The organism is Emticicia fontis, assembly GCF_054779675.1.
Genome location: NZ_BAAGXU010000051.1, coordinates 226,234 through 253,047 on the forward strand (window position 1 = coordinate 226,234; position 26,814 = coordinate 253,047).

The following is a 26,814-nucleotide window of genomic DNA, read 5'->3' on the forward strand; positions in this document are numbered from 1 at the left end:
TTCTCGCCTTTCATTTGCCAAGCCAGCCCTCATTCAAACAAAAATCCCTCTGAAAAGAGGGATTCGGAATTAATAGTATTTCAGACGGTTATCACCACTATCGTCACGTAAGAAATCGTATCGGAAGTATAACTGTAATATCCCGCTTCTGATGGCTCCGGTACTGCTGCCCGTACCAGTCGGATATACCAAAGGTTTGGCATCATAAGACGCTCCAAGACGAAAACTATTAGTAAACTGAAATTCAGCCATCGGAATAACCTTATTCTGCCTCGCTCCAACTGGGTCTAATTCTGAGCGATAAAGCAAGCCTAAACCAACGCTCTTCTTAATCCATACTTTCGCACTTAAAAAGAAGTTTGCCTTGGTATTTTTGTTAGCCTCAAGCATAGCACTCAGATTCAACATGGTATTTTCTACCTCACCCACCGAAATTCCCACCATAGTATACAATGGTTTTTTCGTATTGAATGGTTGCTCTTTACTTGTAATAAGAGAAGGCTTCGAAATACTGAAAAAGAATTTTTCCGAGGTGAGCAAGCCTCCTAAACCTGCATACGGGAATAGCTGTTTGTTACCTAAACTTGTAATAACAGGCTGGTAAATAAAACCTCCATCCACTCCAAGCGCCATTGTAAAAGCATCGCCGAATTTTTGTCTGTAAGCATAGGAAATTTTTGCTCCGGCATTATTAAAGCCATCTATATTACTATTATAAGCCTGTAAGCCTAAACCACCTCTCCCTTCATTAGTTGGGCCATCCATTGAAAAAAGCTGATAAATCTGTTGAGGTCGAATCGAGCCAACAAAACGATTTCCGAGCATTGCATTCAAACTGAATGTTTCTCTGGCACCAGTCATGGCAGGATTTAAAGCAAGATAATTAAACTGAAACTGGTCTTCCAAAACAGTTTGTGCCTTTACAAGTGTAGTTATGGGCAATAGTAGTAGCAAAAGGTATTTTCTCATCATTAGCGTTCTCCTTATCGTTTCTATTTGAATGCAACAAAAATAAAACCAATTATTAGAAATAGAAGTTAGATGCCGATGAAATTTCGCTTAAAAATGGAGCCGATGCCTGAGCACCCATTTTGGTTACAGAAATTGATGCCGCTTTACATGCCAATTCAATGGCAGATTTCCAGTCTTTTTTATGAGCTAAGGCTACTGCAAGCGTACCATTAAAAATATCACCCGCAGCCGTAGTATCCACTGCCTCCACCTCTGGCGCATCTATATAAAAGGAGTGATACTCGTTCTGAAAATAGGCTCCTCTGGCGCCTAAGGTGATAATTACATTTCTTACGCCTTTATCTAATAATATATCTGCCGCTGCTTTGATAGACTCATCATCCTTTACTTCTATGCCTGTCAATATCTCTGCTTCGGTTTCATTAGGAGTGATCAGGTAGAGATTCGCATAGATTTCATCGGGTAATGCCTGTGCCGGAGCAGGGTTCAGAATTACCTTACTTTCAGTTTTCAGTCCTTGTGTAGCTGCAAAAACTACACTGGCAATCGGAATCTCCAGTTGCATCAATAGCACTTCGGCATTTTCTATTTCGGCGGCCGCTTTCAGAATATCGCTTTCCGAAAGTGTATCGTTTGAGCCGGGTGCTACTACAATCTTGTTCTCTCCGGCTTCATTTACAATAATGAGGGCTGTACCAGATGCCTTATCTTGGTCGGTGCTGATGTATGACGTATTGATTCTTTCTTTCTGGAAGCCCTCAATGGCTTGCTTGCCAAAAACATCGTTTCCTACTTTGGCAACCAGCACTACATCGCCACCCATACGAGCTGCAGCTACGGCCTGATTAGCGCCTTTACCTCCGGCAAACATAAAGAATGTACCTCCCAAAATAGTTTCTCCCGGATTCGGGAAACGATTGGTTTTCACCACCATATCGGTGTTTGAACTACCTATGACTACGATTTTTGACATAAGAATTTGCAGTTTTGTGGATTTAAGTATTTTATCTTGCAGCGATTATCAAAGCTAAGCCAATAATATAGAGCAGCAACATGGCATTTAAAATGGTAGACGTGCCTTTGGGTGCATTTTTAAATTCTTTCCAGATATAAATACCCCAGATAGCCGCCACGACCGTTGCTCCCTGCCCCAAGCCATAAGAAATGGCCGTTCCGGCCTTGTCAGAAGCAATAATGCTGAAAGCCATGCCCACACACCAGATAGCTCCGCCTAAAATTCCGGTCAGGTGGTTTTTCAGACTCCCTCTGAAATAATCGCCATAACTGACTGGTGTACCAACAAACGGACGGAACATCAGGAATGTATTAAACACGAAATTGCTCAAAAAGATGCCAATCGAGAAAAAGAACACAGCCGTATAAGGGCTTAGTTTGCCTGCTTCCGGCACCAGAAAGTTAGGAAACATAGCCTGTGCCACATATTTATAGAAATAGCCCATCAATACCCCGGCTACTACCGAAAGCGCCAATCCCTTAGAAGAAACACCCTGAGATTGTGAAGCCATGCGGCGATACGCATAAGCATTTAACAAAATGGCAGCAGCCACCAGAGCAACGCCAAGAAAAATCATATAAGAATTCCCAACAGGATTATCCAGATAGTTCACAATTACACCGATTACCAGAGCCAAACCAATCCCCACCGGAAAAGCAACCGCCATACCCGCAATAGAAATAGCCGCACCCAGAAGAATATTGGCAATATTAAAAACCACGCCACCTATTAATGCTGAACCGATATTAGACGAATCAGCCTGTTTAATGTCCTCTACGAAGCTTCTCCCCTCATCTCCCGCACTACCTAACGTAAAAGCAAATAGCGTTGCAAGCAGCATAATACCTATCACATAATCCCAATAGAAAAGTTCGAATCGCCAGGTTGAGGCTGCCAGTTTTTGAGTATTAGCCCACGAGCCCCAGCATAACATCGTAATGATGCAGAAGATAACCGCAAGCGGATAGGTTTCGATGATGAACATAGCATTATAAGGTTAGAGGTATATAGAGGTTGAATACAATTATTTCTTCTTAGGCTGATGCATCATGAAATCTTCAATGATGGTGGCTACTTCTGCCGCTGGCATCTTCTCTGTCAGATAAGTGATTCTCTCACCCGGTATCAGCACATTAGAGCCATCGTCTTTGATTTCGAAACTCAGTTTTCTGGTTGCGAAATAGGGTTCTATTCCTTTCACTGCTACCAGTACGGCCGTTTGGTCCCAGCTGTTTCGGCCAATCGTATTCTTATCTTTGGTCAATGCTACCTGAAAAGCATCTTTCACAGGGCTGTTTTGAATGCCCTCGTTATTAATTAAACGAATGCCTGTTCTTATCTTCTCCCCTATTTCGAAACCACTCAAAAGCATAGGAGTATTCCATTCAGCAAAAACCTTTTGCGAGGCTTTGGTATCAATATGCACATTAAACTCATGTCCACGATTCTCCTTATTTAATCCTGCCGCCATCGAAACCAATAGTTTTACTTTTTTCTTAATCAGATCTTTGCCTGAGAGTTTTGAATATTCATCAGGTTGAGAATCCAATAAATCAGCCAGATTGGTAAAGAATCCTACGGTTATTATTGTTACAGATTGGTCAGGCTGTTTAGCTAAAACCTGTCTGTATAGTTTCGTCGCTTCAATAGCCTCAGCATTCGATTTGAGTTTGTGCGGGTATTTATCAACAATGAATTCAGCCCATTTTTGTTGGCAAAGCATATTCGGTTTTTCATGCTTGGTAATACCAATAGGGATATTCGGGCGACCGAAATAGGTATTCAATAAGCTGATAGTAGGCCCGGTAGTTTCAAAGGCATTACATGAGATAGTAGCCAGAATCTTGGCTTCTCCGGCATCGGCAAAAGCATGGAGCAGGGCCATGGCACCAACATCATCATAATCAGGAGCAATATCAGTATCGAAAATAAGATTGACCGCTTGTTTTTTCTGGGCAGAGACAGAAAGAGTTATCACACAAAGTATAATGGCAAGAAACTTTGGCATTTGAATAGATGGTTATGAGCTGAATTATTTTGTCAAAAATAGGAAATAAATGTTAATTATTTGTATTTATACAGGAAGAAATACTTCACCTATTACTCAACAACTTGCGTCTCATTCTATTTTTAATTTATTTTGATGCCTAAACCATTGCTTGACTATGAAACCCTATTTATTATTCACACTGCTTTGCTTTTCTACATTTTTTGCCAGTGCTCAAATAAGTCTTTTTAAAGATATAAACACATCTGAGGAGGGTTCTTATCCTTCCAATTTTATAGAATTGAATGGCACTACCTTTTTTACGATAAAAACTAACATCTCTAATACATACCGATTATGGAAAACTGATGGCACCGAAACAGGTACAGTTCAGGTATCAGCCCAAGAAGTTATCGGTTCTGCCTCAACAGTCAGTAAATTTCTTTTTCTAACTACAGATACCCATCTCTATTATAGCGTTAAACATGGTGATTCAAACTATTCAATGGATATATGGAAAACAGACGGAACTACCAATACTTTGATGGTGGAGGATATTGATGCTGATGCTAATTTAATTGTACTGAATAATACGGTATACTATCTTGAAACTGGAGCTGGGTTATTTAAAATCAACGAAAATGGGGGTTCTACTTTAGTAAAATCACTGGCATTTGGTTCAGATGAAAAAGCAAGTATCGTAAATAATCAAATCTTTTTCTTTACACGAAACCTTTCAGAGACACAATTGTGGAAAAGTGATGGATCAGAAGCAGGAACATTGATGGTTCAGACATTTGATGCTCAATTATTTAATCTTCCAGGTAATAACCAGGAAAAAATCCGCAGTATTTCTATTAATAATAACCTATACTTCTTTCTTTCAACCTATAACAGTAGTACCAGCAAACATGAAGGAACGCTGTGGAAATCGGATGGAAGTTCAGCAGGAACGGTCTTAATAAAGCGAGTGTTAAACCTCAGTTCTATTTCTGATATAACCTTAAAAAGCCTCACCAACTTTAATAATCAGCTTGTATTCAATTTAGGTATTGATTTATGGATAAGTGATGGAAGCGAATCAGGCACTCAACTATTAAAAACTTTTCAGGGTTTTACTAACCACGAATTTAAAAGGAACATAGGCGTTTTGGGCAATAAGTTCTTCTTCTCAGCATCGGTGGCTAATAACGACTATGAGCTATGGGAATCGGACGGCACAATTATAGGCACAAAGCTTTTAAAGGACCTTAATTTAACGCAAAGTTCTACACCCAACTTTTTTGTTACGCTTAATAACAAACTACTATTCCGAGCCAATAATAGCAATGAATTATGGCAGTCGGATGGCACCGCTGGTGGAACTTCATTTGTTCAGAATATCTCGAAACCCAATTTGAATGTCGATATAAAGCCTGAATTTATTTATACGAGTAATCATACACTATTTTTTAAGAACTATGACCCGCAGCACAATTTTGAATTATGGAAATCAGATGGTACTCCTCAAAATACGGGTTTAGTCAAAAATATTGTAACGGGTAGCATTGGCTCCGCTTATAATGACAAAAAAATTAAAGTCGGTAATATTTGGTACTTTATTGCTAATGACTATCGGGGCACAGAACTATGGAAATCGGACGGAACACCACAGGGCACAACTATTGTAAAAGATATTATTCCCGGCGCTGACGGATTAACTATTTACGAAATGGTTTCAATCGGAAATACTCTCTACTTTACATTCAGAAATACCGGAAATATCAGTATGCGCTTATGGAGTACTGATGGAACAGAAGCAAATACTTTTGAAATCGACCTTTCGAATATCAACGATAATAACATAAGTGTCAACCCATTTTCATTGACGGTGGCCAATAATAAACTTTTTTTCATGGGTGACCGTTCCGGCATCGGTATAACTTTATGGGTACTTGATGGAACAAAGCCGACAACTATTAATAAATCTGACCCACATGGGTTTTATCCAAACAATCTTGTTGGAGCTAATGGAAAACTATACTTTACGAGTAATGGTATCTGGGAAAGTGATGGAACTGAGGCCGGAACAAAAAGAGTTTATTCTACGCTTTTGAGTTCTATAAATACACCTTTTTATCCTAAAAACCTAATTGAATTTAAAAATAAACTCTATTTTGTTGCCAATTACACCAATGAAAACCTGATAAATATTGATGGTTTATTTGAAGTAAGCGGGAGCAATAATGAGACTAAAATACTAAAAGAATTTGATTTTGATGAGGACCTGGTTACCGATTATGCGCCCTTTATGCAAAAAACAGCTGACAGGCTTTTTTTCCGCACCAATCCAACCATACTTGATGATGGGAAAATTTCTTTAGATTTATGGACAAGCGATGGTACAGGCAATGGCACTTTTTTCTTGAAAACATTATTCTTAGCCAGACCAAACAGGTTTCAGGTTACGCCAGTAAATAATAAGCTTTTCATTTTTGTTGTTCCATCAATTAGTTCTGATGGTGTTGGTTTGTGGGTTACCGATGGAACTACAGCAGGTACCCAACCACTCACAAAACCAAATGTTAATTCAATCGATGAGGGAATCGCGTTCAATAATAAGCTCTACTTTAGCCAATACGACAAAAATCATGGAAGCGAACTCTGGACATCAGATGGTACAATGATTGGCACTTATCTGGTTGATGAAGTACAACCGGGCACGAAAGATTCTTTTACTACTAACTTTCTGAATTTTGATGATAAAGTCGTATTCTGGGCTTATGATTCAGTCTATGGCAGCGAACCACGCCAGTACTCAGGTATGAATTGTGAAGGGAACCGGAATTATACGATAAAATCAGGTAGCTGGGATTCGGCAGACACATGGTCTTGCGGGCATATACCTACACTTAATGAGATAGTGATTATCAAATCAGGGCATCATATATCAGTTCCTGCCAATTATAAGGCTTATTCCAATATTTTTGTTACTGAAACTGGCTCAGTTTTAAATATTCCGGCAAGTGCTATACTCATTTCAACTGCTACAATTCCATGAAAAAGCATGAATAAAATGCTTAACTTGCCATCAAAACTATAAAACCTAATCTATGAAACAAACGTTAACCCACCTGTTCTGCTTTGTGGCTATGTTCACCCAGGCACAACAGGTAGAAGTATGGCTTACCAATGCCGATAAATCGGCTTTATTACAGAAACAAAATGAGGTTTTGAGCTTTGGCAATGAAAAAACCGATGGCCCAACCATTTTTGTAGATGATACCAAACGCTTCCAAAGTATGGATGGCTTTGGCTTTACTCTGACAGGCGGGAGTGCTACATTAATCAATCAATTGAAAGAGACTGAAAAGGCTGCTCTGCTCAAAGAACTCTTCGCTATCGACCAGAACAATATCGGTATCAGTTATTTAAGAATCAGTATTGGCGCTTCTGATTTGAGCGACCATGTATTTACTTACAATGACTTGGCTAACGGAGAAAACGACCCTAATATACAGAAATTCAGTCTGGCAGAAGAGCAAAAAGATTTGATTCCGGTGCTGAAACAGATTCTGAAAATAAATCCTGCCATCAAAATCCTTGGCTCGCCCTGGACACCCCCGGTCTGGATGAAAACCAATGGCAATTCTAAAGGCGGTAGCCTGAAACCTGAGTTTTATCAGGCTTATGCCAGATATCTGGTAAAATATATTCAGGCCATGCAAAAAGAGGGAATTCGGATTGATGCTATCACGATTCAGAATGAGCCTTTGCATCCCGGTAATAACCCAAGCCTTCTGATGTTGCCAAGTGAACAAACCACATTCATCAAGAAGAATCTTGGCCCTGCTTTCAAAGCATCGGCTATCAAGACAAAAATCATTCTGTACGACCATAACGCTGACCGTCCCGATTATCCTATAAGCGTTTTAAATGACCCTGAGGCGCGCAAATACATTGATGGCTCTGCCTTTCACTTATACGGTGGAACTATCGAAGCCTTGAAAGATGTGCATGAGGCTCATCCTGACAAAAACCTCTATTTCACCGAGCAATGGATTGGTGCACCGGGCAATTTTGCCGGAGACCTGAAATGGCACGTCAAAAATCTGATAATAGGTGCGCCAAGAAACTGGGCTAAAAATGTACTGGAATGGAATCTGGCGGCTGACCCTAAACAAAATCCGCATACAGATGGCGGCTGTACTGAATGTCTGGGCGCTATTACTATTGGTAACTCAATTGTCAGAAACCCGGCTTATTATATTGTGGCACACGCTTCTAAATTTGCCCGTCCGGGTTCGGTGCGAATTTCTTCCAATATCACTTTGGGACTGGCGAATGTGGCTTTTAAAACGCCCACTGGTAAAACAGTGCTGATTGTGCTGAACGAATCTAATAAACCACAGGCATTTACTATTTCCAGCAAGGGCAAATTATTGAGCCAATCGCTCAATGCAGGTTCAGTTGCTACTTATATCTGGTAATAAATCATAAACAATCAAGCCACCCTATTCATGAGATAAGGTGGCTTTTTTATGCCTTATGGGCTGGCTTATGAATTCCATCCTTCATAAGCCTTGCTTCTATTTCTTACTTCTTTTTGGCTACGATAGTAATCGCTCCGTTCTCGTCTTCAAAATCAAAGGTGATTGTATTGTTCATAAAGTTTCCAACTTTCGCAGAGGTATGAAAATCGATACCACCGTTAGACCCTTTTGTTAAAGTAGCATCTTCTGAGCCTACTTCATCAGGGTACCCTGCCGATTTCAATACATAAGAAACTTTCACTTTAGAATCATTGATTTTGCTTACTGAATACTCACCTGATACCCCTTGAGCAGGCAAAGTAACCACGATACCCCCTTGTGAGATAGATGTCACATTATAGCTTCCTGTTACCTGATCGGCCATTGATGGTTCTGCCGCATCTTTGTCTTTACAGCTATAAAGAAATACCATTGAAAATACTAAAGCATAAGCGAAAAATTTACTAAAAGCATTGAAAGTTTTCATGACTGTGATGTTTATTTGTTTGATGCCACAAAGTTGTGCGAATTTGAGAAGCTCCGAAAGGCAGAATTTGTAGATGGCAGGACTGACTTAGATTCTGGTCGAAAAAAGGAAGAAAATGGTGCTTTCTCATTTTAGTATGTATTCAGGTCATTCGATTATTTCTAATGATAATCATTTAGGGTGATATAAACGCTTCTTATTCTTTCAATAAGATTTCTGGCGGATAATTTGCTTTTTACTCAAGCCTGTAGCTGCTTTTTAGTAAATTTCGGAAACAAGTTTTCATTAACTATAAACTGTATACTGAGTGAGATTCTTATTGATAAATATTTGGCTGACCTTACTGCTTTGCTGCGGTGAGGTTTCTGCCCAGTTGCTTTTCAATAATATTGAGCATTTCGACTCAAGAAACGGTTTATCAAGTAATGAAATAAAAGCGACCGTTCAGGATAATGACGGCTTTTTATGGATTGCTACTCCCGAAGGATTGAATCGGTACGATGGCGAACGGTTTGTTACGTTTACCCATACCAAAGACACTAATTCAATCATCTCAGACCAGCTTTCTTCAATCTTATTATTGCCTGGAAACCGATTGGCAATAGGTACCGCTGACGGCCTGACAATTATGGATACTCATAGGCAGACTTTCCATAATATTTTCTTCGACCGTTCTACCGACCTGAAATTGTTAGATAATAATGTCTATGATTTAAAACTAGACCGCAAAGGCAATCTATGGGTGCTTACTTTTGCAGGGCTACACGTATTGGATAAAAACCTCAGAATCATCCATTCGTATTCTACCCCTAAAGAAGAATTCGAGAAAAAACGGGTCCCTTTAGGAAGTGAATTATATGAAGTCGAAGGTGATCAGTATATTATAAAAAACATCCAAACCTATCAGATTATTTGGATAGACTTCGCAAAAAAAGCCATTGTGCCTGTTACGAAAAAATTCCCCCATTTAACCTTTTTCAATCAATTATGTAGTTTCACACAGGCACCTGACCGGAGTTTATGGGTATTTCTGAGAGATTCTAATGCGGTTTATAAATATCTGCCCGCTACACGTGCCATAACGAAATTTCAGATAAATTTCGAAACATCCATTATTGCACATAAGCGCCTTTACTCCATTTATCCGATTGATAACAATCTGGCCATTATTGACCGCCAGGAGGGGAAACCACAATTGCTTAACCTCAGTAATGGTCAGTTGAAAGATCTAAACAACAAGCCTGTCTGGATTGCCTCCACCAGTAATAACCGGATTCCTGAATACCTGAAAGACCGCGAAGGCAACCTCTGGGTAAGCCATTTTGATGGACTTTATCTGATTTCAAAATCCAAACAGGCCATTATTACCTATCCCAATATCAATAAAGCTATCAATAATTTATCCTGGACAGTAGCACCTGCCATTACATTTCATCGGATGAGTGCCGATAAAATATTTATAGGCACCTATGGTAATGGCTGGTTTTTATCAGATCTTGCTACCGATAATATGGATAAGTTTTTCTTTGGCAATAAAACCGATAAAGCCATCAGCATTGCCGTTTCTAATCAGCCTCATACGAAAGACACGCTCTGGATGGCATCACAGTATGGGATGTTCTGGTTCAAAAAAGACAACTTTCAGTTCGGTCGAATCCGGAATTCTACTAAACCCACAGCATTAGATTCATTTCTGGTAAATAATCAATACATAGATAGTAAAGGATTGATGTGGATGGGAGTTGGCGCAGGAAATGGAGCGGTGGTTTATAATCCTAAAACTAACCGGTTCAGACAATACTCACAAAAAACTATACCTGCTTTCCCGCTCCGGATGGCTTATAGCATCACAGAAGATAAAGACGGAAATATGTGGATGGGCACACCAGCTGGAGGTGGACTCGTAAAATGGGATAGAAATAAAGATACCTTTTCTGTGATTAAACTGGCATCAAAAAAAGGTTTTGAGAGCGATGCCATCAGTTTCATGACTGCTGATAAAAAGGAAAATCTTTACCTGGCAACCCGCATCGGTGTCTTGAAGTATGATTTAAAAAAAGATGAGTTTAAACTCTATGATAAATTTGATGGCTTATTAAGTAATGATATTGAATGCCTGTTTCTGGACAAAAACGATATTTTGTGGATTGGCTCGCCACAGGGTCTGAATTATCTGAATTTAAAAACCAATGTTATTCAGAGCCTGACCGAAGCCAACGGCTTAGCCAATAATAATATCGGTGCTATTCTGCCATTCAATACGGCAGGTGATACACTCTTTATTGCTTCAGATAACTCTTTCTCTTTACTGGCTCTGGATAATTTCAATATCAAACGAAGCCCGCCCAAACCCTATATTACAGGCATAAAAATAGATAATACTTCTATCTCTTTCGACATCAATGAACCTTTGTCAATCGATTATCAGCAGAATGATATAACCTTCGAATACGTCGGGCTTAATTTCAACAACGGCAGCCAGAATCGCTATAAATACATTCTGGAAGGCGCAGATAATACATGGAAAGATGCCCAAAATAGTAAATACGCCAGCTATACTAATCTGCCACCAGGTACTTATACATTTAAAGTAACTGCCATGAGCGACGGACTAAACTGGAGCAGAGACATGGCTTCTTTTACTATCGTAATTACGCCTCCGTGGTGGAAAACACTCTGGTTCAGGATCATATTCTTGCTTATTGTAAGTGGCTCTCTCTACTATATTTACCGTCGTCAGATTAATGAAATCCGGTTGCGTGAGGCCGAAAAAACAGAGATCCAGAAACAAATCAATGATTTAAAACTGACGGCCCTACGCTCACAGCTCAATCCACACTTTATCTTTAATGTGCTTAATTCAATTCAATCATTTATCTTAGATAATAACCCGATTGAAGCGTCCCGCTACCTCTCAAAATTCGCAAAGCTGGTTCGTCTGGTTCTGGATAACTCAGGTAGTCAATTTGTATCGCTTAGTAAAGAAGTAGAGCTATTAACTTATTTTGCACAAATGGAAAGCTTGCGCTTCTCTAATTCTTTTCAATACAGCATAGAAGTAGATAATGACATTGAATCTTCAGAAATACAGATTCCCAGCATGATGATTCAACCCCACGTAGAAAATGCTATCTGGCACGGACTCATGACAGGCCGCCGGGAAGACCATCAGGGCAAAATCTGGATAAGATTCAAAAAACACACTGAAGAAACTCTCATCTGCGAAATTGAAGACAATGGCATAGGCAGAAAAGCCGCAGCCAATATTCAGCAAGCCCATAAAGAACATATTTCCAAAGGCACTTCGCTTATAAAAAACCGCCTGGAATTAATGAAACTGGAAGAAAACTATACCCTTAATATCCAGACTATAGACCTGGAAAACGAGCAAGGCGAAGGTATCGGAACCAAGGTAGTTATGGTTCTGCCTGTGAAGGAGGTGGAAGGATAAAGCTTCTACGTAAATCTCTCCTCACAGCAATCCTACTCAACAATGAAGAATAGACGCCGTAAGGAGAAATAAAAATTCCTCCACATTGTTGGGGCAGACGCCGCTCGGAGGGTTGGGGTTTATCAATAAGTCCCCCGATACCGATGGTCTCCCCTCTTATTCGGAATACGTTTCAACGGAATCTGCATCCCTTTAGTATCTTCCAGCCAATCCCAGACCTGATTTCTTAAATCTTTGGCAATGGTCTGATGTTCCGGGCTTCTGATAAGGTTATTTACTTCCAGCGGATCATTTTTCAAATCATACAATTCATTGGCATCCCATACGCCATGATTGAATATATATTTGTATCGGTCGGTTCTGACAGCAAACATGGTTGGAGTCTGTGGGAAATCATACTCCCAGTAATACTCATAAAAAGCCTTGTCTTTCCAGTCTATCTTCTTCCCTTGCAAGATCGGCAGGAATGATTTGCCCTGCATTTGCACAGGTGTCGGCACACCTGCATAATTCAGAATCGTAGGAGCAATATCAATATTCTGCACTACCTCTGCTACTTTTGAATTGGCTTTAATGGTACTCGGGCAACGCATAATCAAAGGCACACGCATCGATTCTTCATAGGCATGGCGTTTATCTATCAGGCCATGTTCGCCAAAGCTGAAACCATTATCGCCCATATAAATCACCATTGTATTTTCGGCCATTCCGTTATCATCCAGCCATTTCAGAATTCTACCCACACTATCATCTACCCCTCTGAGCGTTTCGGCATACTGGCGATAAAAATCATTAAACTGAATCGTGCCATGATAGAGATAATCAACGCCATGCCAGCTGTAACGCTGGTTTTTCACCCATTGTGGCATATCTTTCATATTCGGGTTCATAGGCGGTTGATTAGGATTATGCGTCGGCATAGGCCCGAAAACCTTACTGGTATCAGTCTTGGTCAGATACATTGATTCAGGATAAACCAAAGCATCTTTGAAAGTACCTTTATGTCTTTTAGCAGGCTGAAATTCGGCATGTACCCCTTTATGAGATAAATACATACAGAATGGCTTATTCTTATCTAAAGAGTTCAACCATTGCTCAGCATAATCAGTCAATAAATCAGAGATATAACTACTATCTTTATGGGCTACCTGTTTGCCATTGATATTGAAAGTAGGATTATAGTACACGCCTTGCCCCTTGAAACTCAACCAATAATTAAAACCCGGCTGCGGAGAGTCATCTGTATTACCCATATGCCATTTACCCAGAAAAGCAGTGCTATATCCGGCCTTTTGCAGGTATTGTGGAAAGAATTTCAAACCTTTAGGTAGTGGAGCCTGATTATCTACAATGGTATGTGTATGCGCATATTGCCCGGTAAGAATACTGGCTCTGCTAGGCGAACACAGGGCGGTACTCACAAAAGCATTCTGGATATGGGCACCCTCACGGGCAATTCTATCCATATTGGGTGTTTGCAAGCCCGGCACTTTATTCATGAAACTCATGAAATCGTAACGATGGTCGTCAGCCAGAATAAAGATGATATTTTTAGGTTTAGCCGGAGGTGGGTTTTTGCCTTTCCAACCACATAGAAATAGCACAAAGGCAAATAATAGTAGTTTTATTTTCATAAAAGAAGAGGTTGAATGTATAGCCACAAATATTCAGAAAAATCAGCAACTTCCCAAACATGACTCGGCATAATTAGTCTTTGGACTGATAATCTCGCTTTTATTGTTGATGTGCTTAGAATCTGCTATCTTTAATGGCAGAACATTCAGTTCACTTATGAGTTATATTTTAATTGGAGGCTAAACAGGGGTTCGATTCCCCTTAGGGTCACAATACTAAAAACGAAATATCTACAGAACCATTACTAAAATCTATGCAATCGAAAATACTATTTCTATTCCTGTCTCTGGCGAGTTTAACAGCTTTTGGACAAAGTGATAAAAAAAGCGAAGAAAAAGGATATGAGAAAATAAAAGTTCCGGCCTGCACCGTTTCAGGCGTGAACTTCTCTAAGGGAGATACCATTACCATTGGTCAACCTTCAAATGCTAACCAGAGGTTTTCCTTTATACACCGACGTTTTGCGGTTTTTAATGGCATACGCGAATTAGAAAAATTCAGATTGAGTGTTGACTGGTCAAATAGATTGGTATTGATCAATGAAACTTATACCGTAACAGAAGGTCTTAATAAAGTATGCTATGCTGAGTTTCTGGTAGGAAAAGACTTTCATGGATGGATAACTCTAGACAATGCCATTAAAACTAAAGAGATTGTAAAGCTGAACAGCCAGGATTTATAAGTAAAGCAAAAACACCTATTCTAAACTATACAGTATTTTCATGAAACGCAACCTCATTACCCTAATTTTCAGTTTTATCTCACTCATAGGTCTTGCACAATTCCAGAAGGATTATCCTTATAGCGGTGTGCCTTTTACGAAAGTAAAACTGAATGATAAGTTCTGGCTACCGAAACTGGAAATCAATCGCACAGTTACAATTCCGTGGTCGTTCCAGAAATCAAAAGAAACCGGGCGTATCAAAAACTTTGAACAGGCAGTGGCCCATTCAGGCAAACTTTGCACCACTTACCCATTCGATGATTCAGATATTTATAAGATAATCGAAGGCGCTTCTTATTCGCTCCATGTGAAATACGATGCCAAACTAGATACCTATATCGACTCATTGATTACCCTTATCAGCAAGGCACAAGAGCCTGATGGCTACCTATACACTACCCGTACAATGGGCGACACCAGTCACCCGTGGATAGGCAAAGAGCGTTATGAAAAAGAGCACGAACTCAGCCATGAGCTCTATAATATGGGGCATTTCTATGAAGCAGCCTCAGCCCATTACTTAGCCACAGGCAAAAAGAACATGCTCAATATTGCCCTCAAAAATGCCGACCACCTGCTCACCGTTTTCGGGCCGGGTAAAAAAGCAGTAGCACCCGGGCATCAGGTAATTGAAATTGGTCTGGTAAAACTATATAGAGTAACAGGCAAGAAAGAATACCTCGACCTATCCAAATTCTTCATTGATTGCCGCGGGAAAAGAACCTATGAAAAGAAAACAGGTGATAAAGAAGCAACCGTATGGCAAACTGGTGCTTACTGGCAGGATAATATTCCAGTGGTGCAACAAACCGAAGCCCTCGGACATTCGGTAAGAGCAGGTTACTTATATGCAGGTATGGCTGATGTAGCCTCTTTGACCAATAATCTGGAATACCTGAACGCCATTACCAAAATCTGGGAGAATGCCTTCAGCAAGAAAACATATATTACAGGCGGATTAGGACAAGCGGGCAACTGGGAAGGCTTTGGCCCTGATTACGAATTATCGAACCATAGTGCATATTGTGAAACCTGTGCCGCTATTGCCAGTGTCTACTGGAATCACCGGATGTTTATGATGTATGGCGATGCAAAATACATTGATATTCTGGAGCGCACACTTTACAATGGTTTAATCAGCGGTATCGGACTGGATGGCAAGACTTTCAACTACGAAAATCCGATGGAATACACGGTTAAAAACGGCAAACTAACCGGAGAAAATAAACGTTCGCCCTGGTTTACCTGCTCTTGCTGCCCGACTAATATCTGTCGTTTTATGCCTTCTATTCCGGGTTATGTATATGCACAGAAAGATAACCGTGTCTATGTTAATCTTTATGTCAGTAATACCACTACGCTGGAGGTGGCACCGAAAGAAAATGTAACGATTACCCAAACTACCAATTATCCGTGGGAAGGAAATATCAGAATCAATGTTGAGCCTCAGAACAAAAAAGGCTTGCCATATGCCATGTATGTGCGGATACCGGGTTGGGCAAAAAATCAGGCATTCCCTACCGATTTATATGCCTATAAAGGAACGCTGGTAAAAGAGGTGTCAGTAAAAGTAAACGGACAGTCCTTAGAAATAAAACTGGATAATGGCTATATAGCCATTGACCGCCTATGGAAAAAAGGCGACGTGATAGAAGTAGATTTACCAATGGAAGTGCGCCAGACGGTTGCCAATGCCAAAGTAAAAGACGACATAGGCAAGATTGCCATTGAATATGGCCCGATTGTCTATTGTGCCGAATTTGCTGATAATAATGGACATACATCCAACCTGATAGTTCCTGAAAAACAACAATTCCAAACCAGTTTCCAATCAAATCTGCTCAATGGTGTAATGACTTTAAAAGGCACCGCCAATGCGATTAATATTCTGGACGATGCCACAGTGAATACCACTACACAGCCTTTGGTGCTTATCCCTTACTATGCCCGTTCAAATCGTGGGCAGGGAGAAATGCGGGTATGGTTTCCGACTAAGATTAAGAATCTGGAGATATTGACAGAATAGACTGATTCCTTAAAATAAGTTTTACCAGAGAAGTCCGTGATTATTCCACGGACTTTTTTATTTTTGTATTAACAAATTTTGCATTCGACTAATAATAAACTACGCTTTTATGAAAACAACTACTACGCTTTTGCTGATGATATTTATCGGTATATCTACCTTTGCTCAGAGTGAATTAAAAAATACAATCGGATTATCCGGAGGACTTACCTTATTCGGTACAGGTGATGTAAGAGGCTATCATTTTACGCCTAAATATGAGCGACAATTAACTAAACTGATAGCGTTTCAGTCACAGTTAAGTTTTGCCAATGCCCAGAGACAAAGTAGTACACAAGATTTTGGTGTGGCTAATAACCCATATACTATATCTTTTCTGCAAAGTAGCTCACAAAAACTGAATATAGGGTTTTTAGTAGGCATTTTTAAGCGCAAATCACATTTTTTGGGCATCAATGCCTCTGTAGGTGCCGTTAGAGCTACCCAGTTCAGATATGGCGGATTCAGGCTTAATCCTATGAAAAATCCACCTGTTGGATTAGAATATATTCCTAACCCACCTTATTTTCAAAACAACATATCGATTGGTTTTAATGGTGGTCTTGAATACAGGTATAGTATCTCCAGGCACTTCCGGTTAGGTTTAGAAGCCGCTTACCAGCAATATTATATAGATACAGAAGCCCGAATCAATTTTGGGGTATATTATAGTTTTTATAGATTTTGAGAATGACATTTTTTAAGCAATTTAACACCCAGCTATACGATACAGTTTAAACAAATCTTATTTTAAACTGTATCGTACTCTAATAGCATACATTTGTCATGAAACGAAAAATCCTTTTCCTTTTTTTAGCATTTTTATTATCATTTGAAGGATTCTCTCAACTCCGACTCACCCCTAAATTCTCAATAGGTGTAATGACTGGCTTTACCCAGAATTATGAATTTATGGAGCGATACCGAAATAGTTATCAAATTAACTCAAAGAAAAATACAACCCTAAGGCCAAGAATAACCCTGGGCTTCTATGCTGAATACAGTAACAATAAAAATTTCAATTTAAATATTCAATTAAAGCTTATTCGAATTATTCAACATCAGTATCAGGACCCAAACGGTAATATAGCCTTCGACCCTGCTCTAACTGTTTACGAAACATTAAATACTAGTCTATATTATGATTATTATCTTAAAAGCCATTGGACAGTATCTTTAGGCGCCTATCAAAATCACAAGCTGTTTCAAGGATTTAATCTTCCCAATCTACCAACTGGATTAGATGTAAGATCATTACACATTTATAATAATACTTATGGCTTAACCGCAAAAACCGCCTATCAATGGAATAGATTAGGTATTGAGGGTGGTTTTATGTATCCCTTCAAACCTGTTTCAAGAACTGAGTCAACCTGGTTCTATGTACCTACTGCCTTTCTGCAATTAAAGTATCGTATGTTCAAATCAAAGCTTCTGAAAGAAAAAGGTAAAACTAATAATTTGTAACCATACCGATATTATATAAATCTACTGCGTGCAATAAGACATTTTTGTTGCACCTGTTTCCTTTTCGAATCAGCCTATTCCTTTTCATTACCCATCCCCAAATACCCGTCAAAAACTACCAGATATAGTATAAAATCCCCCAAATACTAAATGTCCCTTTACACCACCTCGGCATTTGAATAGATTTGTAAAAGCCGAAACAACCATCGCTATGATTTTTTTTTATCCCACTCTTTTATTAGTGATAATGAATGTGTTTATGTATGTGGCAATGGGTTTGTTATTGCTGATTAGTTTTTTGTGGAGTCTGACAACTTATTTGAAACAAAAAAGAGAGTCACACATTGTGGCTAAAATACAGGAGCTAGAGAATGTTATGGGTAATCCGCAGTTTTTATACAGTAACCTCAATTCGATTAAGCAGTACGTGCTACTGCATAGCCCGATGGAGGCTGCGCAATACCTGACAGAGTTCAGTAATTTACTCAAATCTATCTCGGTTAATTCCAAACAAAAGAATATCTCGCTGGCGCAGGAGATTGAGACCGTTATTTTATTTCTTGAACTGGAGAAAAAAAGACTAGGCGAACGAATGGAGTTTTTTCAGGAAATAGAAACCAATCTGAATACTGATTCGATACAGGTGAAACCCTTATTTGTATTCAGACAGATTGAGGATCTGATTCAGAAACAAAGTGATTATGCAAATATGAAAATTCACTTACTGGTGAAAAACGTAGGTGAAAAACTGAATTGCCGTACCGAGGGCGTGATACCCAATACAACTTTTATTATTGAGATTCCAACTAAATAGCCGTGAACTTATCACCCTTCTTCTGCTGGGGAGGGTGGTTATTTTTTCCGGCCTTTTATTGGAGCTTTAAGGGCTTGAATTTTTAATATAGCTTCTGCCGAATCGCCGCTGGCATCGTTTACTTTTAGCTTAACCTCATAAGGCCCCGGCTTGGTAAAAGTAAACTCAGGATTGGGGTCGGTCGATTGATTGACCCCATCAAAATTCCATTCAAAACTAATCTTATCATTCTTATCAAAATCGACTGAGCCCTCTGACGAAAACTTCACTTTCAAAGGCAAATTCCCTGTCAATACATCTGCCGTAGCAATAGCAATAGGCTTGCGGTTTCCCTCCGAATAATCGATTTTCTTCAATTGATTATCTTCCAGAAAATATAAATCGCCGTCTTCCCCAAAAGACAAATCCTTGATATAGTTAAACTTCATATCAGTCAGAAAAGGCTCAATGTTTTTCACATTGCCATCTTCGTCCAGCGTTTCCAGTATCAAGCCTTGCTCGTTCACATATCTGAAAGATTTCTTGTCAAAATACTTCGGCAATCGGTAAGGGGCTTTGGCATAGCGTTCAAAATCATACACCGCATTGTGTACCAGCGGGTTAGTCGATTGACTACTAAAATCTGTCATGACAAGCGTAGTATCTCCTATTATCTGCATTCGCCCGATTTTATATTCCTCAGTCCCTGTTTCTGAAAAAGTATAAACATAGCCATTCTGATAAAACTCCGGGTCAAGTTTAATGGCTCTTAGTTTAGGAACTTCTATTTTGCCCAGGATATTAGTCTTTCTTTTTCTGGCCTCATACATTTTCACACTCCCATCTTCTTCTACCAGTAGCACATTCTCATTTCTCAATGTCGCCAGAGCCAGTGGGTTCTGCAAATGATCTGCTAAAACAATCTTCAAAAAATTCTTCTCGTCAGGCAGGGCACTTCCGGCAATTCGCACATAATCAGGTAATACTTTGGCAGATACTTCTTCAATCCCCGACCAGATATGGCTAATAAAATCAGGGGTCGCATAAGCCGAAGGCTCACAACCCAGAGCCGTATAGAATAACTTTCCGCCTTCGTCGGTAGTATAATACCATGCCCAGGTTTTACCCATCACATCTAATAAGACAGGCTTGCAGCGGGTAGGCAGATTATTAAACATCAAAGGTTTATCGTTCACTTTCCAGAGTGGCGGCAAGCTTGTTTTGCCTATGCTTGCATTGGTAATGAGGCTCAGTTGCGTGGGATTTTCTAATTGCGTTTCTGCCAGTTTACCTCCCAGAATTTTCTCATACCAAAGCCATTTATAAGAAGGTTCAGCCGCTTTACCAATACCTACAAAACCACCTCCGGCCTGAATAAATCTTTGCAATTCTGCTGCCTGCCTGAAATTGAGACGATTGGCTGAAACATTCAGAAAAACAATGGCATTATAGTTTTTGAGTGTATTTTCTGTGAATCGGAGAGGATTTGAAGTGGTATCTAAAAGAACCTTTTTTGATGAAGCGGTTTGCGCCAATGTACTTAGTTCTGCGGCATTAGCTGTATCATAAAATACCAATACCTTTTGCCCAAGAGCGAAGTGCGTAAACAAGCAAAATAAAGACAGTACTATTAAATGCTTCATCAGTATCAGAATTGTTTCTATTCTACAAAAATAACCAAGAATCTCTGTATTTCTATGCGCCTTCTGCCTTAATCTGGCGAATTATCTCATTTATCAGACTTTCCGTAGTATCCATCCCATCCAGCCAGTGAATCGTCAGGTCTTTTTTCTCCATGCTTCTGAAAAAGGTCATCTGGCGTTTGGCAAATTGATGAATGGCTACTTCCAGTTTCATTACCATATCGTCAAAAGCCATTTGTCCGAGCAGATATTCGGTAATGAATTTATATTCCAAACCATAAAAAATCAGTTTTTCAGCACTGATTCCCTTATTCAACAATTCCTGCACTTCTTCAATCATCCCTTCTTGCAGGCGTTTATACAAGCGTTTGGTAATGCGTTCCCGACGCACTTCTGTTGGAATACCAATTCCAAAAATCAATGATTGAAAAGGCTCTGATTTTTGATTACTCTGAGGATTATCCCGCATAAACCGGGCAATCTCAAAAGCCCTGATTAATCGTTTTTTGGTAGAAGTATCTGCTTCAGCATAAAATTGCTCATATTCCTCTTGAAACTGGCTCAATAATTCCTCATACGTTTTTGCCTCCAATTCTTCTCTTAAAATAGCATCAATCGGAACCTGTGTATGCTGATAATTTTTCAGAACAGCTTCAATATACATTCCAGAGCCACCGCAAAGAATGGGTACCTTCTCCCTACCCACTATATCCTGATAAGCTTGCTGAAAATCCTTCTGAAAACGAGCCACATGATATTCTTCTCCGGCCTCTACTACATCTATTAAATGATAAGGTACTTTCAGGCCCGATGCATCCTTATATTCTTCATAATCTTTCCCTGTGCCGATAGTCATCCCAGTATACACTTGTCGGCTATCAGCACTGATAATCTCACCACCGATTTTAGCGGCTAAGGCAACAGCTAATCTGGTTTTGCCAGATGCCGTCGGGCCTAGTATCACTATCAGCTTTTTCATCTCTTCCATTTATCCTTGCTTTAACTTCAACAGATATTTCCAACTACCTGCATTCCATACCTGTTTTTCACTGGTTTTGTGTCCCTGTCCTTTCCAGATTTTTTGAAGATTCTCATCCAATCCGAACGATTGTGGGGCTGTCAATTCTATCCTTTCAAAACCCAGTTTTTCATAGCTTGCCCCATCCGACCAATCGGCATCGGCATAAGTCATAATATCATCCGGTTTTTGTTCTCTAATAAAGGCTTTCAGCAATTTATCAAAACCTCCAACAACCGTAAACCCTTTCATATTGGCAAAACGAATCAACTCAAAACTTCTATAAGAAACTCCGGCACGCACAAAGGTTCTGGCACTACTGAAAGAAGCCACTGCCATTAGCATCTCTTCGCTCGCTTCCAATGATTCACGTAGCATTTCCGTAAGCCTATTCTTCTCTACATCTATCACTCTGAAATATCGTTTCGGCAAATACAATCCATACTTAAACTTGGCCCCGGTCGGAATCTGTAAATGATTCTCTGACAGAAACGCATCCAATGTCGGTTTATCAATACGTCTGTTTTTAGTCAACCTTGCCGGAATTGTGGCCGATTTCCCTAAAATAGATAGTAACCTCGATTGCACGATAGCCTCTTGCGTATGCCAGACATCTTCCCATAAATGGATAACTCTTAAACCTTGCTGTGTAAAGCTCTCACTCAGATGTTGAAAAAATTGCCCATCTTGTAGCTGCGGTTCCAGGCTTACACAATGGATAACCATCTGTTTTTCAGGCAGATAGATATAAGTAAAAGGCGATGACGGAAAGGCATCAAAATTGTATAGAAATGGTATATTACTATGTTGACGGATAAAACCAGCTATTTCGTTGACGAAGCGTTTCAAATTTTTAATTAATTTTTAACGGTTTCTTTCAATTTTTTTATTATTATCGACGTTTAATTATCAAAATCAATATTAAAAACCGCTAAGAACTATAAATACCGTTTTCTTATGAAGACTATGCGTTTTTTCTGGATGTTGGGAATTATTTCGCTCTCAACTTCAGCTTTTGGACAAACAACCCGCGCTTACTTATTGCAGGAGGCTGATGATTATTTTAAAGCCGGTCGTTACTGGGATGCATTTTTCCGTTATCGTGAATGCGCGAAATTACCTGAATTTCAATCAGAAAGCAAGATTGCTGATCAGGTGACTAACTCGTCGCATGCTATGTATCTTACCAAAAAATTCCAGGATTATAATGCCATGCGCAAATATGAGCCTGCTAAAAGTAACCTGATTGAACTCATCAGCATGAACCCTGATGACCCGCATAAAGGCGAATTGCCTAAAATCACTTTGGCACAAGGAGCTGAATTACAACGCCTGGCCTGGAGACAAAATACCCCAAAGGCCACTGCAGATATGCTTAAGAGAGCCATTATGTTCTATCATCAGGCAATCAGAGAGGGTTTGATGGACGAGGGAATTGCCATGACAATCAGACAATGTGAGGCTTCTATTAAAGATACCGGTGTAACAGACGGCGCTCCGGTAATGGTATCTGAGCCAGTTCAGAATGGTAAAACTTCTACCACCTCTGCACAAAGTGCGGTTCCGGTGGCTAGCCCAAGAAAGCCATCAACCGTTCCTCCAACGGTTATTATCCTGCCGAACGAACAGAATACGCCGACACCCAAACAGAATTAATCCGCTTTAAATACATAAGTAAAAGAAATGGGCATACAAACTTTTCCGGTGTGTGCCCATTTTTATTTAATGAGCTTCATAAATAAACCTCTGCGTCTGCATTCTTTTGGAGTGCATAATTTGTAGAGACAAGGCAATGCCCTGTCTCTTGTGTACCTTTGGATATGGCTATTTCAAAACAAACGCTAAGGTCGGGTTCAACGGATAACGACCGAATTTATCGCCATAAATCGCCAAGCCTCCATTCATGCTTTCAGGCACTTCGAGTTTCACAACTATCTCACCTGTCTTCTTCGCTTCTTCAATCGCTTTTTGTGGAATGTTCACGCCTAAACGATAACCATAAGAACCAGCCTCGCGAAGCTTTTTGTCTCTCAACTGGTTATGCCATGATAATACCCCACGGTGATCTGATGGATCATCAGGTAAATCATAGCGTCCGGCCGGAACACCATTCACACTTACCGAAACCGAACTCGGAAATTTCTTCATGTCGGTCATAGCATAGGCATTCGGGTTTTGCACAGGATCTGCAATAGCACCTAACATATAGTTTTCGTTGCCTTTCAGCTTCTTGTCCATATCTTTGGCAAACAACTGCTTCGCTCCTGCTTCTACCACAAAAGCTACGTTTTCTACATTATTCAAATCAACACCCGCTGGTACTTTAAACGCATATTCAAAATAGCCATTGCCAGCGCCGTTTACTTTCAGTCCGTCCAGTACATTCCATTGTTTGGCCGACCATTTGGCACTTTTGAAGTTCTTTGCATCTACACTTACCAGTTTAGCCTTTTTGCCTGATAGCATCACAATTTCCGTAGGCGTTGGCGCATCTACAATAAAGTTCATCACATTGTGGTGCAATTCATTACCTCCATTATCAACTAATACCAACGACATCGTTACCACGGCTTTTTCGTTAGGCATTTTCACATCTAACGACGGTAACTCTTTCTGTAACCAGGGTTGGTAATCAACGGTGCGCTCCATGCTACTCCAGGTTTTTTCCTGTCCTAAAGCATCATAGCCATATAGGTTGATTTTCAAAGTCAGTTTATTGCCAACATCAGTTCTATCAGTCATGAACGAAGCATATAGCGGAACAGTTACCACTTCATTAGGCTGAGCGTTTTTTGAAATTGTATTTCCCGTTGAAATATAGAAAGGTGAATGAAAGTCTCTTACACTCATGCCTTTTACTATATCCTGTAAACCTAAATCTTTTTCACTACGGTCGAAACGCACATAACCGTTCCACTCGTTTATCACATCATGATGCTCGGTATACAACCAACCGGCAATTTTCGGATATTTCCTGAACACATTAATCATCTGGTGATAATCCCAGCTCCAGTCGCAATCGCCTGTGCTGCCTTCATAACCCCACACATTCCCACATTCCGAGTTAATATTAGGTACATCGGTTTGCTTATATCCTTTTTCATAATGGAAATCGCTACCCACGTAAGTATTTTGGTCAATCATTTTCAGATGATCTTCCCAAGACCAGCCAGGCAGGTATTCGTGCCATGAGTTAATATCAGTTTCGGTATGACCAGCGCCGCAACAAATAGAATTATCTTCTACCAGACGGGTACCATCTAAAGACTTAGCCAGACGATATACCGAAGCTACCCATTTCTGTGTTTCAGGCGTATAAATGTTTTCAACCTTACCATTTACTTCTTTCTTTGTACGCAAACCCCACGTTTCATTGAAAGTAATCCACGAGAAAATGGCCGGGTGATTATAATCACGCTTAATCATCTCTTTCAACGTATATTCCGATTCCTGTTGTGCATTTTTATCAGGTTGTCCCCAACTATTAGGCAAATCAGACATCACCAATACCCCCAATTTATCAGCCCAGTAGAGTTTACGAGGCACATCTACTTTAATATGCGTACGGATACCATTCAGACCAATATTACGAGCAATCAGAATTTCGTTTTTCATAAACTCATCCGTCGGAAAAGTATAGAATCCATCCGGATGATACGATTGGTCAAGTGTCAATTGCATATACACGGGCTTATTATTCAGGGCTATGTATTTATAATTAGTACCCGGCAGATTCACAGTTGAAATCTTGCGCATACCAAAATAAGACTTCACTTCATCGTCGCCCAGTTTCACAGTCGCATTATACAAATACGGGTCTTCCAGATCCCATAAATGAGCCGACGGCATCGGAATAGTAAATGAATATTCAGTCTGTCCTTTCGGGAAAGTTTGTCTGGTAGCCGTACTTTGCGTGCCATCAATACTTACTGATAAAGCAATATCCTGTGCAGCAGGTTTAGACAGATAGGTTGTCACTTTTACTTCTGATTTATCAATATCAGGCGTAAAATGAATGGCATCTACATAGTTTTGTCCACGGCCTTCCAGATAAATTGTTTGCCATAAACCACGGGCATTGCCATAGCCTTGTTTGCCATAGAGCGTAAACTCGCGGCGTTTATCATCTACTCTGATAACCAGATTTTGTTTCGCTCCGTATTTTACATTGGTTAATTCAAACGAAAATGGTGTATAACCGCCTTTGTGGCTGCCCAACAATTTTCCATCCAGCCACACCGTCGTTTCCCAGTCAGATGCACCAATAGTAACAAATACTCTCTTGCCTTTCCATGCCGGACTAACCGTGATTGATTTTTTATACCAGGCAATATCAGCTTCATCTTTCACACCCGATAGCGGAGAACCCCACGGAAACGGCACACTGATGGTTTTAGTGAAAGGTTTGGCAGTAGAATGCCATTTCTGAGTAACACCCACATCATTTTTATCAAATTCAAACGCCCAGTTTCCGTTCAGATTCTGCCAGTTGGCTCTTTCAAAATCAGGTCTTGGATGCTCGGGTAAGGGAATAGTCTCTTGGGCAGAGAGATTGAGAATCAGGAAATAACATAATAGGTAAAGTAATTTTCTCGAATAGATCATACGGTTCATACAATTTTAGGTGAATAGTTTTGAAAGGCTAATTTAGTGAACTTGTTTAAATTTTTAACTCATGGATGATAAAACTATCCTTGCCCTGATGCAAAAAGGTATTCACCGTAGCGTCTACCTTTTCTGATGCTGCTTGAGTGGCTTGTTGGTAGTGGGTGAAGCCTCTGTCAGGTGTATTTCACATCCTTTTTTGTCTTTTATGTCAATAGTTTTAGTTTATACTGTACTTCAATAAATTTCAGGTTTTGAATTGTAATTTCAAAGTTTTCGGAAAGGTTTTTGGTAAAATCAAACTGTTGGGGAGTGGGATTAAATTAATTATAAAGATTCACAAAATAATCGCTCTCAAATAATAGCCTTATTGATGGAGACAATGGCAGATAATTGGGCTAAAGCCAAAACAAGGGTGCAATTTAAACACTTTTACCTTCA

The 26,814-nt window shown here is 39.8% G+C and carries 19 protein-coding genes; 9 read left to right on the top strand and 10 right to left on the bottom strand.

The window, feature by feature from the left end:
* Positions 1–69 precede the first annotated feature (69 nt).
* Genes ACYVFA_RS21985 through ACYVFA_RS22000 form a run of 4 tightly spaced genes read right to left on the bottom strand, consistent with a single transcriptional unit; the run spans position 70 to position 3,995 of the window.
* Positions 70–972 (bottom strand): PorP/SprF family type IX secretion system membrane protein, encoded by a 903-nt coding sequence (locus ACYVFA_RS21985; protein ID WP_460474021.1) that lies wholly within the window; start codon positions 970–972, stop codon positions 70–72.
* A 52-nt stretch (positions 973–1,024) separates the two neighbouring features.
* Entirely contained in the window at positions 1,025–1,945 is a 921-nt protein-coding gene (gene rbsK / locus ACYVFA_RS21990) for a ribokinase (protein ID WP_460474022.1), read from the bottom strand.
* Positions 1,946–1,976: 31 nt separating this feature from the next.
* Positions 1,977–2,972 carry a GRP family sugar transporter gene (locus tag ACYVFA_RS21995; RefSeq protein WP_460474023.1) on the bottom strand — a complete coding sequence of 332 codons (996 nt, stop codon included), beginning with the start codon at positions 2,970–2,972 and terminating at the stop codon, positions 1,977–1,979.
* Between the two features lie 39 nt (positions 2,973–3,011).
* On the bottom strand, positions 3,012–3,995 hold the full coding sequence (locus tag ACYVFA_RS22000; protein WP_460474024.1) for a nucleoside hydrolase: 984 nt from the start codon (positions 3,993–3,995) through the stop codon (positions 3,012–3,014).
* Between the two features lie 157 nt (positions 3,996–4,152).
* Here ACYVFA_RS22000 and ACYVFA_RS22005 point away from each other — a divergent pair, with 157 nt between their 5' ends.
* Complete coding sequence (locus tag ACYVFA_RS22005) at positions 4,153–7,014, top strand: hypothetical protein (protein ID WP_460474025.1); 2,862 nt, start codon at positions 4,153–4,155, stop codon at positions 7,012–7,014.
* A gap of 52 nt (positions 7,015–7,066) precedes the next feature.
* Positions 7,067–8,443, top strand: a complete 1,377-nt coding sequence (locus ACYVFA_RS22010) for a glycoside hydrolase family 30 protein (RefSeq protein WP_460474026.1) — start codon at positions 7,067–7,069, stop codon at positions 8,441–8,443.
* A gap of 106 nt (positions 8,444–8,549) precedes the next feature.
* Here the strand turns inward: ACYVFA_RS22010 and ACYVFA_RS22015 are convergent, their stop codons facing one another.
* The gene (locus tag ACYVFA_RS22015) at positions 8,550–8,972 is read right to left on the bottom strand and encodes a hypothetical protein (RefSeq protein WP_460474027.1); all 423 of its coding nucleotides are present in this window, start codon (positions 8,970–8,972) and stop codon (positions 8,550–8,552) included.
* A 307-nt stretch (positions 8,973–9,279) separates the two neighbouring features.
* On the opposite strand from ACYVFA_RS22015, the gene ACYVFA_RS22020 reads away from it, so the two are divergent.
* Entirely contained in the window at positions 9,280–12,423 is a 3,144-nt protein-coding gene (locus tag ACYVFA_RS22020) for a ligand-binding sensor domain-containing protein (RefSeq protein WP_460474028.1), read from the top strand.
* A 122-nt stretch (positions 12,424–12,545) separates the two neighbouring features.
* Here the strand turns inward: ACYVFA_RS22020 and ACYVFA_RS22025 are convergent, their stop codons facing one another.
* Positions 12,546–14,057: a sulfatase family protein gene (locus ACYVFA_RS22025; protein ID WP_460474029.1), complete on the bottom strand. Its 1,512-nt coding sequence runs from the start codon at positions 14,055–14,057 to the stop codon at positions 12,546–12,548.
* 254 nt (positions 14,058–14,311) lie between these two features.
* Between ACYVFA_RS22025 and ACYVFA_RS22030 the strand changes: the two genes are divergently transcribed.
* The 5 genes from ACYVFA_RS22030 to ACYVFA_RS22050 all read left to right on the top strand — a co-directional run bounded on the left by ACYVFA_RS22030 (position 14,312) and on the right by ACYVFA_RS22050 (position 19,128).
* Positions 14,312–14,740, top strand: a complete 429-nt coding sequence (locus tag ACYVFA_RS22030) for a hypothetical protein (protein WP_460474030.1) — start codon at positions 14,312–14,314, stop codon at positions 14,738–14,740.
* 40 nt (positions 14,741–14,780) lie between these two features.
* Positions 14,781–16,808, top strand: coding sequence for a glycoside hydrolase family 127 protein (locus tag ACYVFA_RS22035; protein ID WP_460474031.1), 2,028 nt, complete (start codon positions 14,781–14,783; stop codon positions 16,806–16,808).
* A 109-nt stretch (positions 16,809–16,917) separates the two neighbouring features.
* On the top strand, positions 16,918–17,535 hold the full coding sequence (locus ACYVFA_RS22040; RefSeq protein ID WP_460474032.1) for a hypothetical protein: 618 nt from the start codon (positions 16,918–16,920) through the stop codon (positions 17,533–17,535).
* Between the two features lie 98 nt (positions 17,536–17,633).
* A complete protein-coding gene (locus tag ACYVFA_RS22045; protein ID WP_460474033.1) occupies positions 17,634–18,314 on the top strand; it encodes a hypothetical protein in 681 nt (226 codons plus the stop codon).
* A gap of 211 nt (positions 18,315–18,525) precedes the next feature.
* A complete protein-coding gene (locus ACYVFA_RS22050) occupies positions 18,526–19,128 on the top strand; it encodes a histidine kinase (protein WP_460474034.1) in 603 nt (200 codons plus the stop codon).
* A gap of 38 nt (positions 19,129–19,166) precedes the next feature.
* Here ACYVFA_RS22050 and ACYVFA_RS22055 read toward each other — a convergent pair whose 3' ends face one another.
* From ACYVFA_RS22055 to ACYVFA_RS22065, 3 genes are read right to left on the bottom strand one after another with little or no spacing between them, the layout of a single operon-like run.
* A complete protein-coding gene (locus tag ACYVFA_RS22055) occupies positions 19,167–20,750 on the bottom strand; it encodes a ThuA domain-containing protein (RefSeq protein WP_460474035.1) in 1,584 nt (527 codons plus the stop codon).
* Positions 20,751–20,802: 52 nt separating this feature from the next.
* Positions 20,803–21,729 (bottom strand): tRNA (adenosine(37)-N6)-dimethylallyltransferase MiaA, encoded by a 927-nt coding sequence (gene miaA / locus ACYVFA_RS22060; protein ID WP_460474036.1) that lies wholly within the window; start codon positions 21,727–21,729, stop codon positions 20,803–20,805.
* 9 nt (positions 21,730–21,738) lie between these two features.
* Positions 21,739–22,617 carry a PDDEXK family nuclease gene (locus ACYVFA_RS22065; protein WP_460474037.1) on the bottom strand — a complete coding sequence of 293 codons (879 nt, stop codon included), beginning with the start codon at positions 22,615–22,617 and terminating at the stop codon, positions 21,739–21,741.
* 108 nt (positions 22,618–22,725) lie between these two features.
* Here ACYVFA_RS22065 and ACYVFA_RS22070 point away from each other — a divergent pair, with 108 nt between their 5' ends.
* Positions 22,726–23,424 (top strand): tetratricopeptide repeat protein, encoded by a 699-nt coding sequence (locus ACYVFA_RS22070; RefSeq protein WP_460474038.1) that lies wholly within the window; start codon positions 22,726–22,728, stop codon positions 23,422–23,424.
* Between the two features lie 168 nt (positions 23,425–23,592).
* Here ACYVFA_RS22070 and ACYVFA_RS22075 read toward each other — a convergent pair whose 3' ends face one another.
* Positions 23,593–26,382, bottom strand: a complete 2,790-nt coding sequence (locus ACYVFA_RS22075; protein ID WP_460474039.1) for a glycoside hydrolase family 2 protein — start codon at positions 26,380–26,382, stop codon at positions 23,593–23,595.
* Positions 26,383–26,814: the final 432 nt, after the last annotated feature.

Bases quoted from the DNA above. Each gene is read 5' to 3' on its own strand.
- ACYVFA_RS21985 (WP_460474021.1), bottom strand. From the start codon at position 972: ATGATGAGAAAATACCTTTTGCTACTACTATTGCCCATAACTACACTT.
- rbsK (WP_460474022.1), bottom strand. From the start codon at position 1,945: ATGTCAAAAATCGTAGTCATAGGTAGTTCAAACACCGATATGGTGGTG.
- ACYVFA_RS21995 (WP_460474023.1), bottom strand. From the start codon at position 2,972: ATGTTCATCATCGAAACCTATCCGCTTGCGGTTATCTTCTGCATCATT.
- ACYVFA_RS22000 (WP_460474024.1), bottom strand. From the start codon at position 3,995: ATGCCAAAGTTTCTTGCCATTATACTTTGTGTGATAACTCTTTCTGTC.
- ACYVFA_RS22005 (WP_460474025.1), top strand. From the start codon at position 4,153: ATGAAACCCTATTTATTATTCACACTGCTTTGCTTTTCTACATTTTTT.
- ACYVFA_RS22010 (WP_460474026.1), top strand. From the start codon at position 7,067: ATGAAACAAACGTTAACCCACCTGTTCTGCTTTGTGGCTATGTTCACC.
- ACYVFA_RS22015 (WP_460474027.1), bottom strand. From the start codon at position 8,972: ATGAAAACTTTCAATGCTTTTAGTAAATTTTTCGCTTATGCTTTAGTA.
- ACYVFA_RS22025 (WP_460474029.1), bottom strand. From the start codon at position 14,057: ATGAAAATAAAACTACTATTATTTGCCTTTGTGCTATTTCTATGTGGT.
- ACYVFA_RS22030 (WP_460474030.1), top strand. From the start codon at position 14,312: ATGCAATCGAAAATACTATTTCTATTCCTGTCTCTGGCGAGTTTAACA.
- ACYVFA_RS22035 (WP_460474031.1), top strand. From the start codon at position 14,781: ATGAAACGCAACCTCATTACCCTAATTTTCAGTTTTATCTCACTCATA.
- ACYVFA_RS22040 (WP_460474032.1), top strand. From the start codon at position 16,918: ATGAAAACAACTACTACGCTTTTGCTGATGATATTTATCGGTATATCT.
- ACYVFA_RS22045 (WP_460474033.1), top strand. From the start codon at position 17,634: ATGAAACGAAAAATCCTTTTCCTTTTTTTAGCATTTTTATTATCATTT.
- ACYVFA_RS22050 (WP_460474034.1), top strand. From the start codon at position 18,526: ATGATTTTTTTTTATCCCACTCTTTTATTAGTGATAATGAATGTGTTT.
- ACYVFA_RS22055 (WP_460474035.1), bottom strand. From the start codon at position 20,750: ATGAAGCATTTAATAGTACTGTCTTTATTTTGCTTGTTTACGCACTTC.
- miaA (WP_460474036.1), bottom strand. From the start codon at position 21,729: ATGAAAAAGCTGATAGTGATACTAGGCCCGACGGCATCTGGCAAAACC.
- ACYVFA_RS22070 (WP_460474038.1), top strand. From the start codon at position 22,726: ATGAAGACTATGCGTTTTTTCTGGATGTTGGGAATTATTTCGCTCTCA.
- ACYVFA_RS22075 (WP_460474039.1), bottom strand. From the start codon at position 26,382: ATGAACCGTATGATCTATTCGAGAAAATTACTTTACCTATTATGTTAT.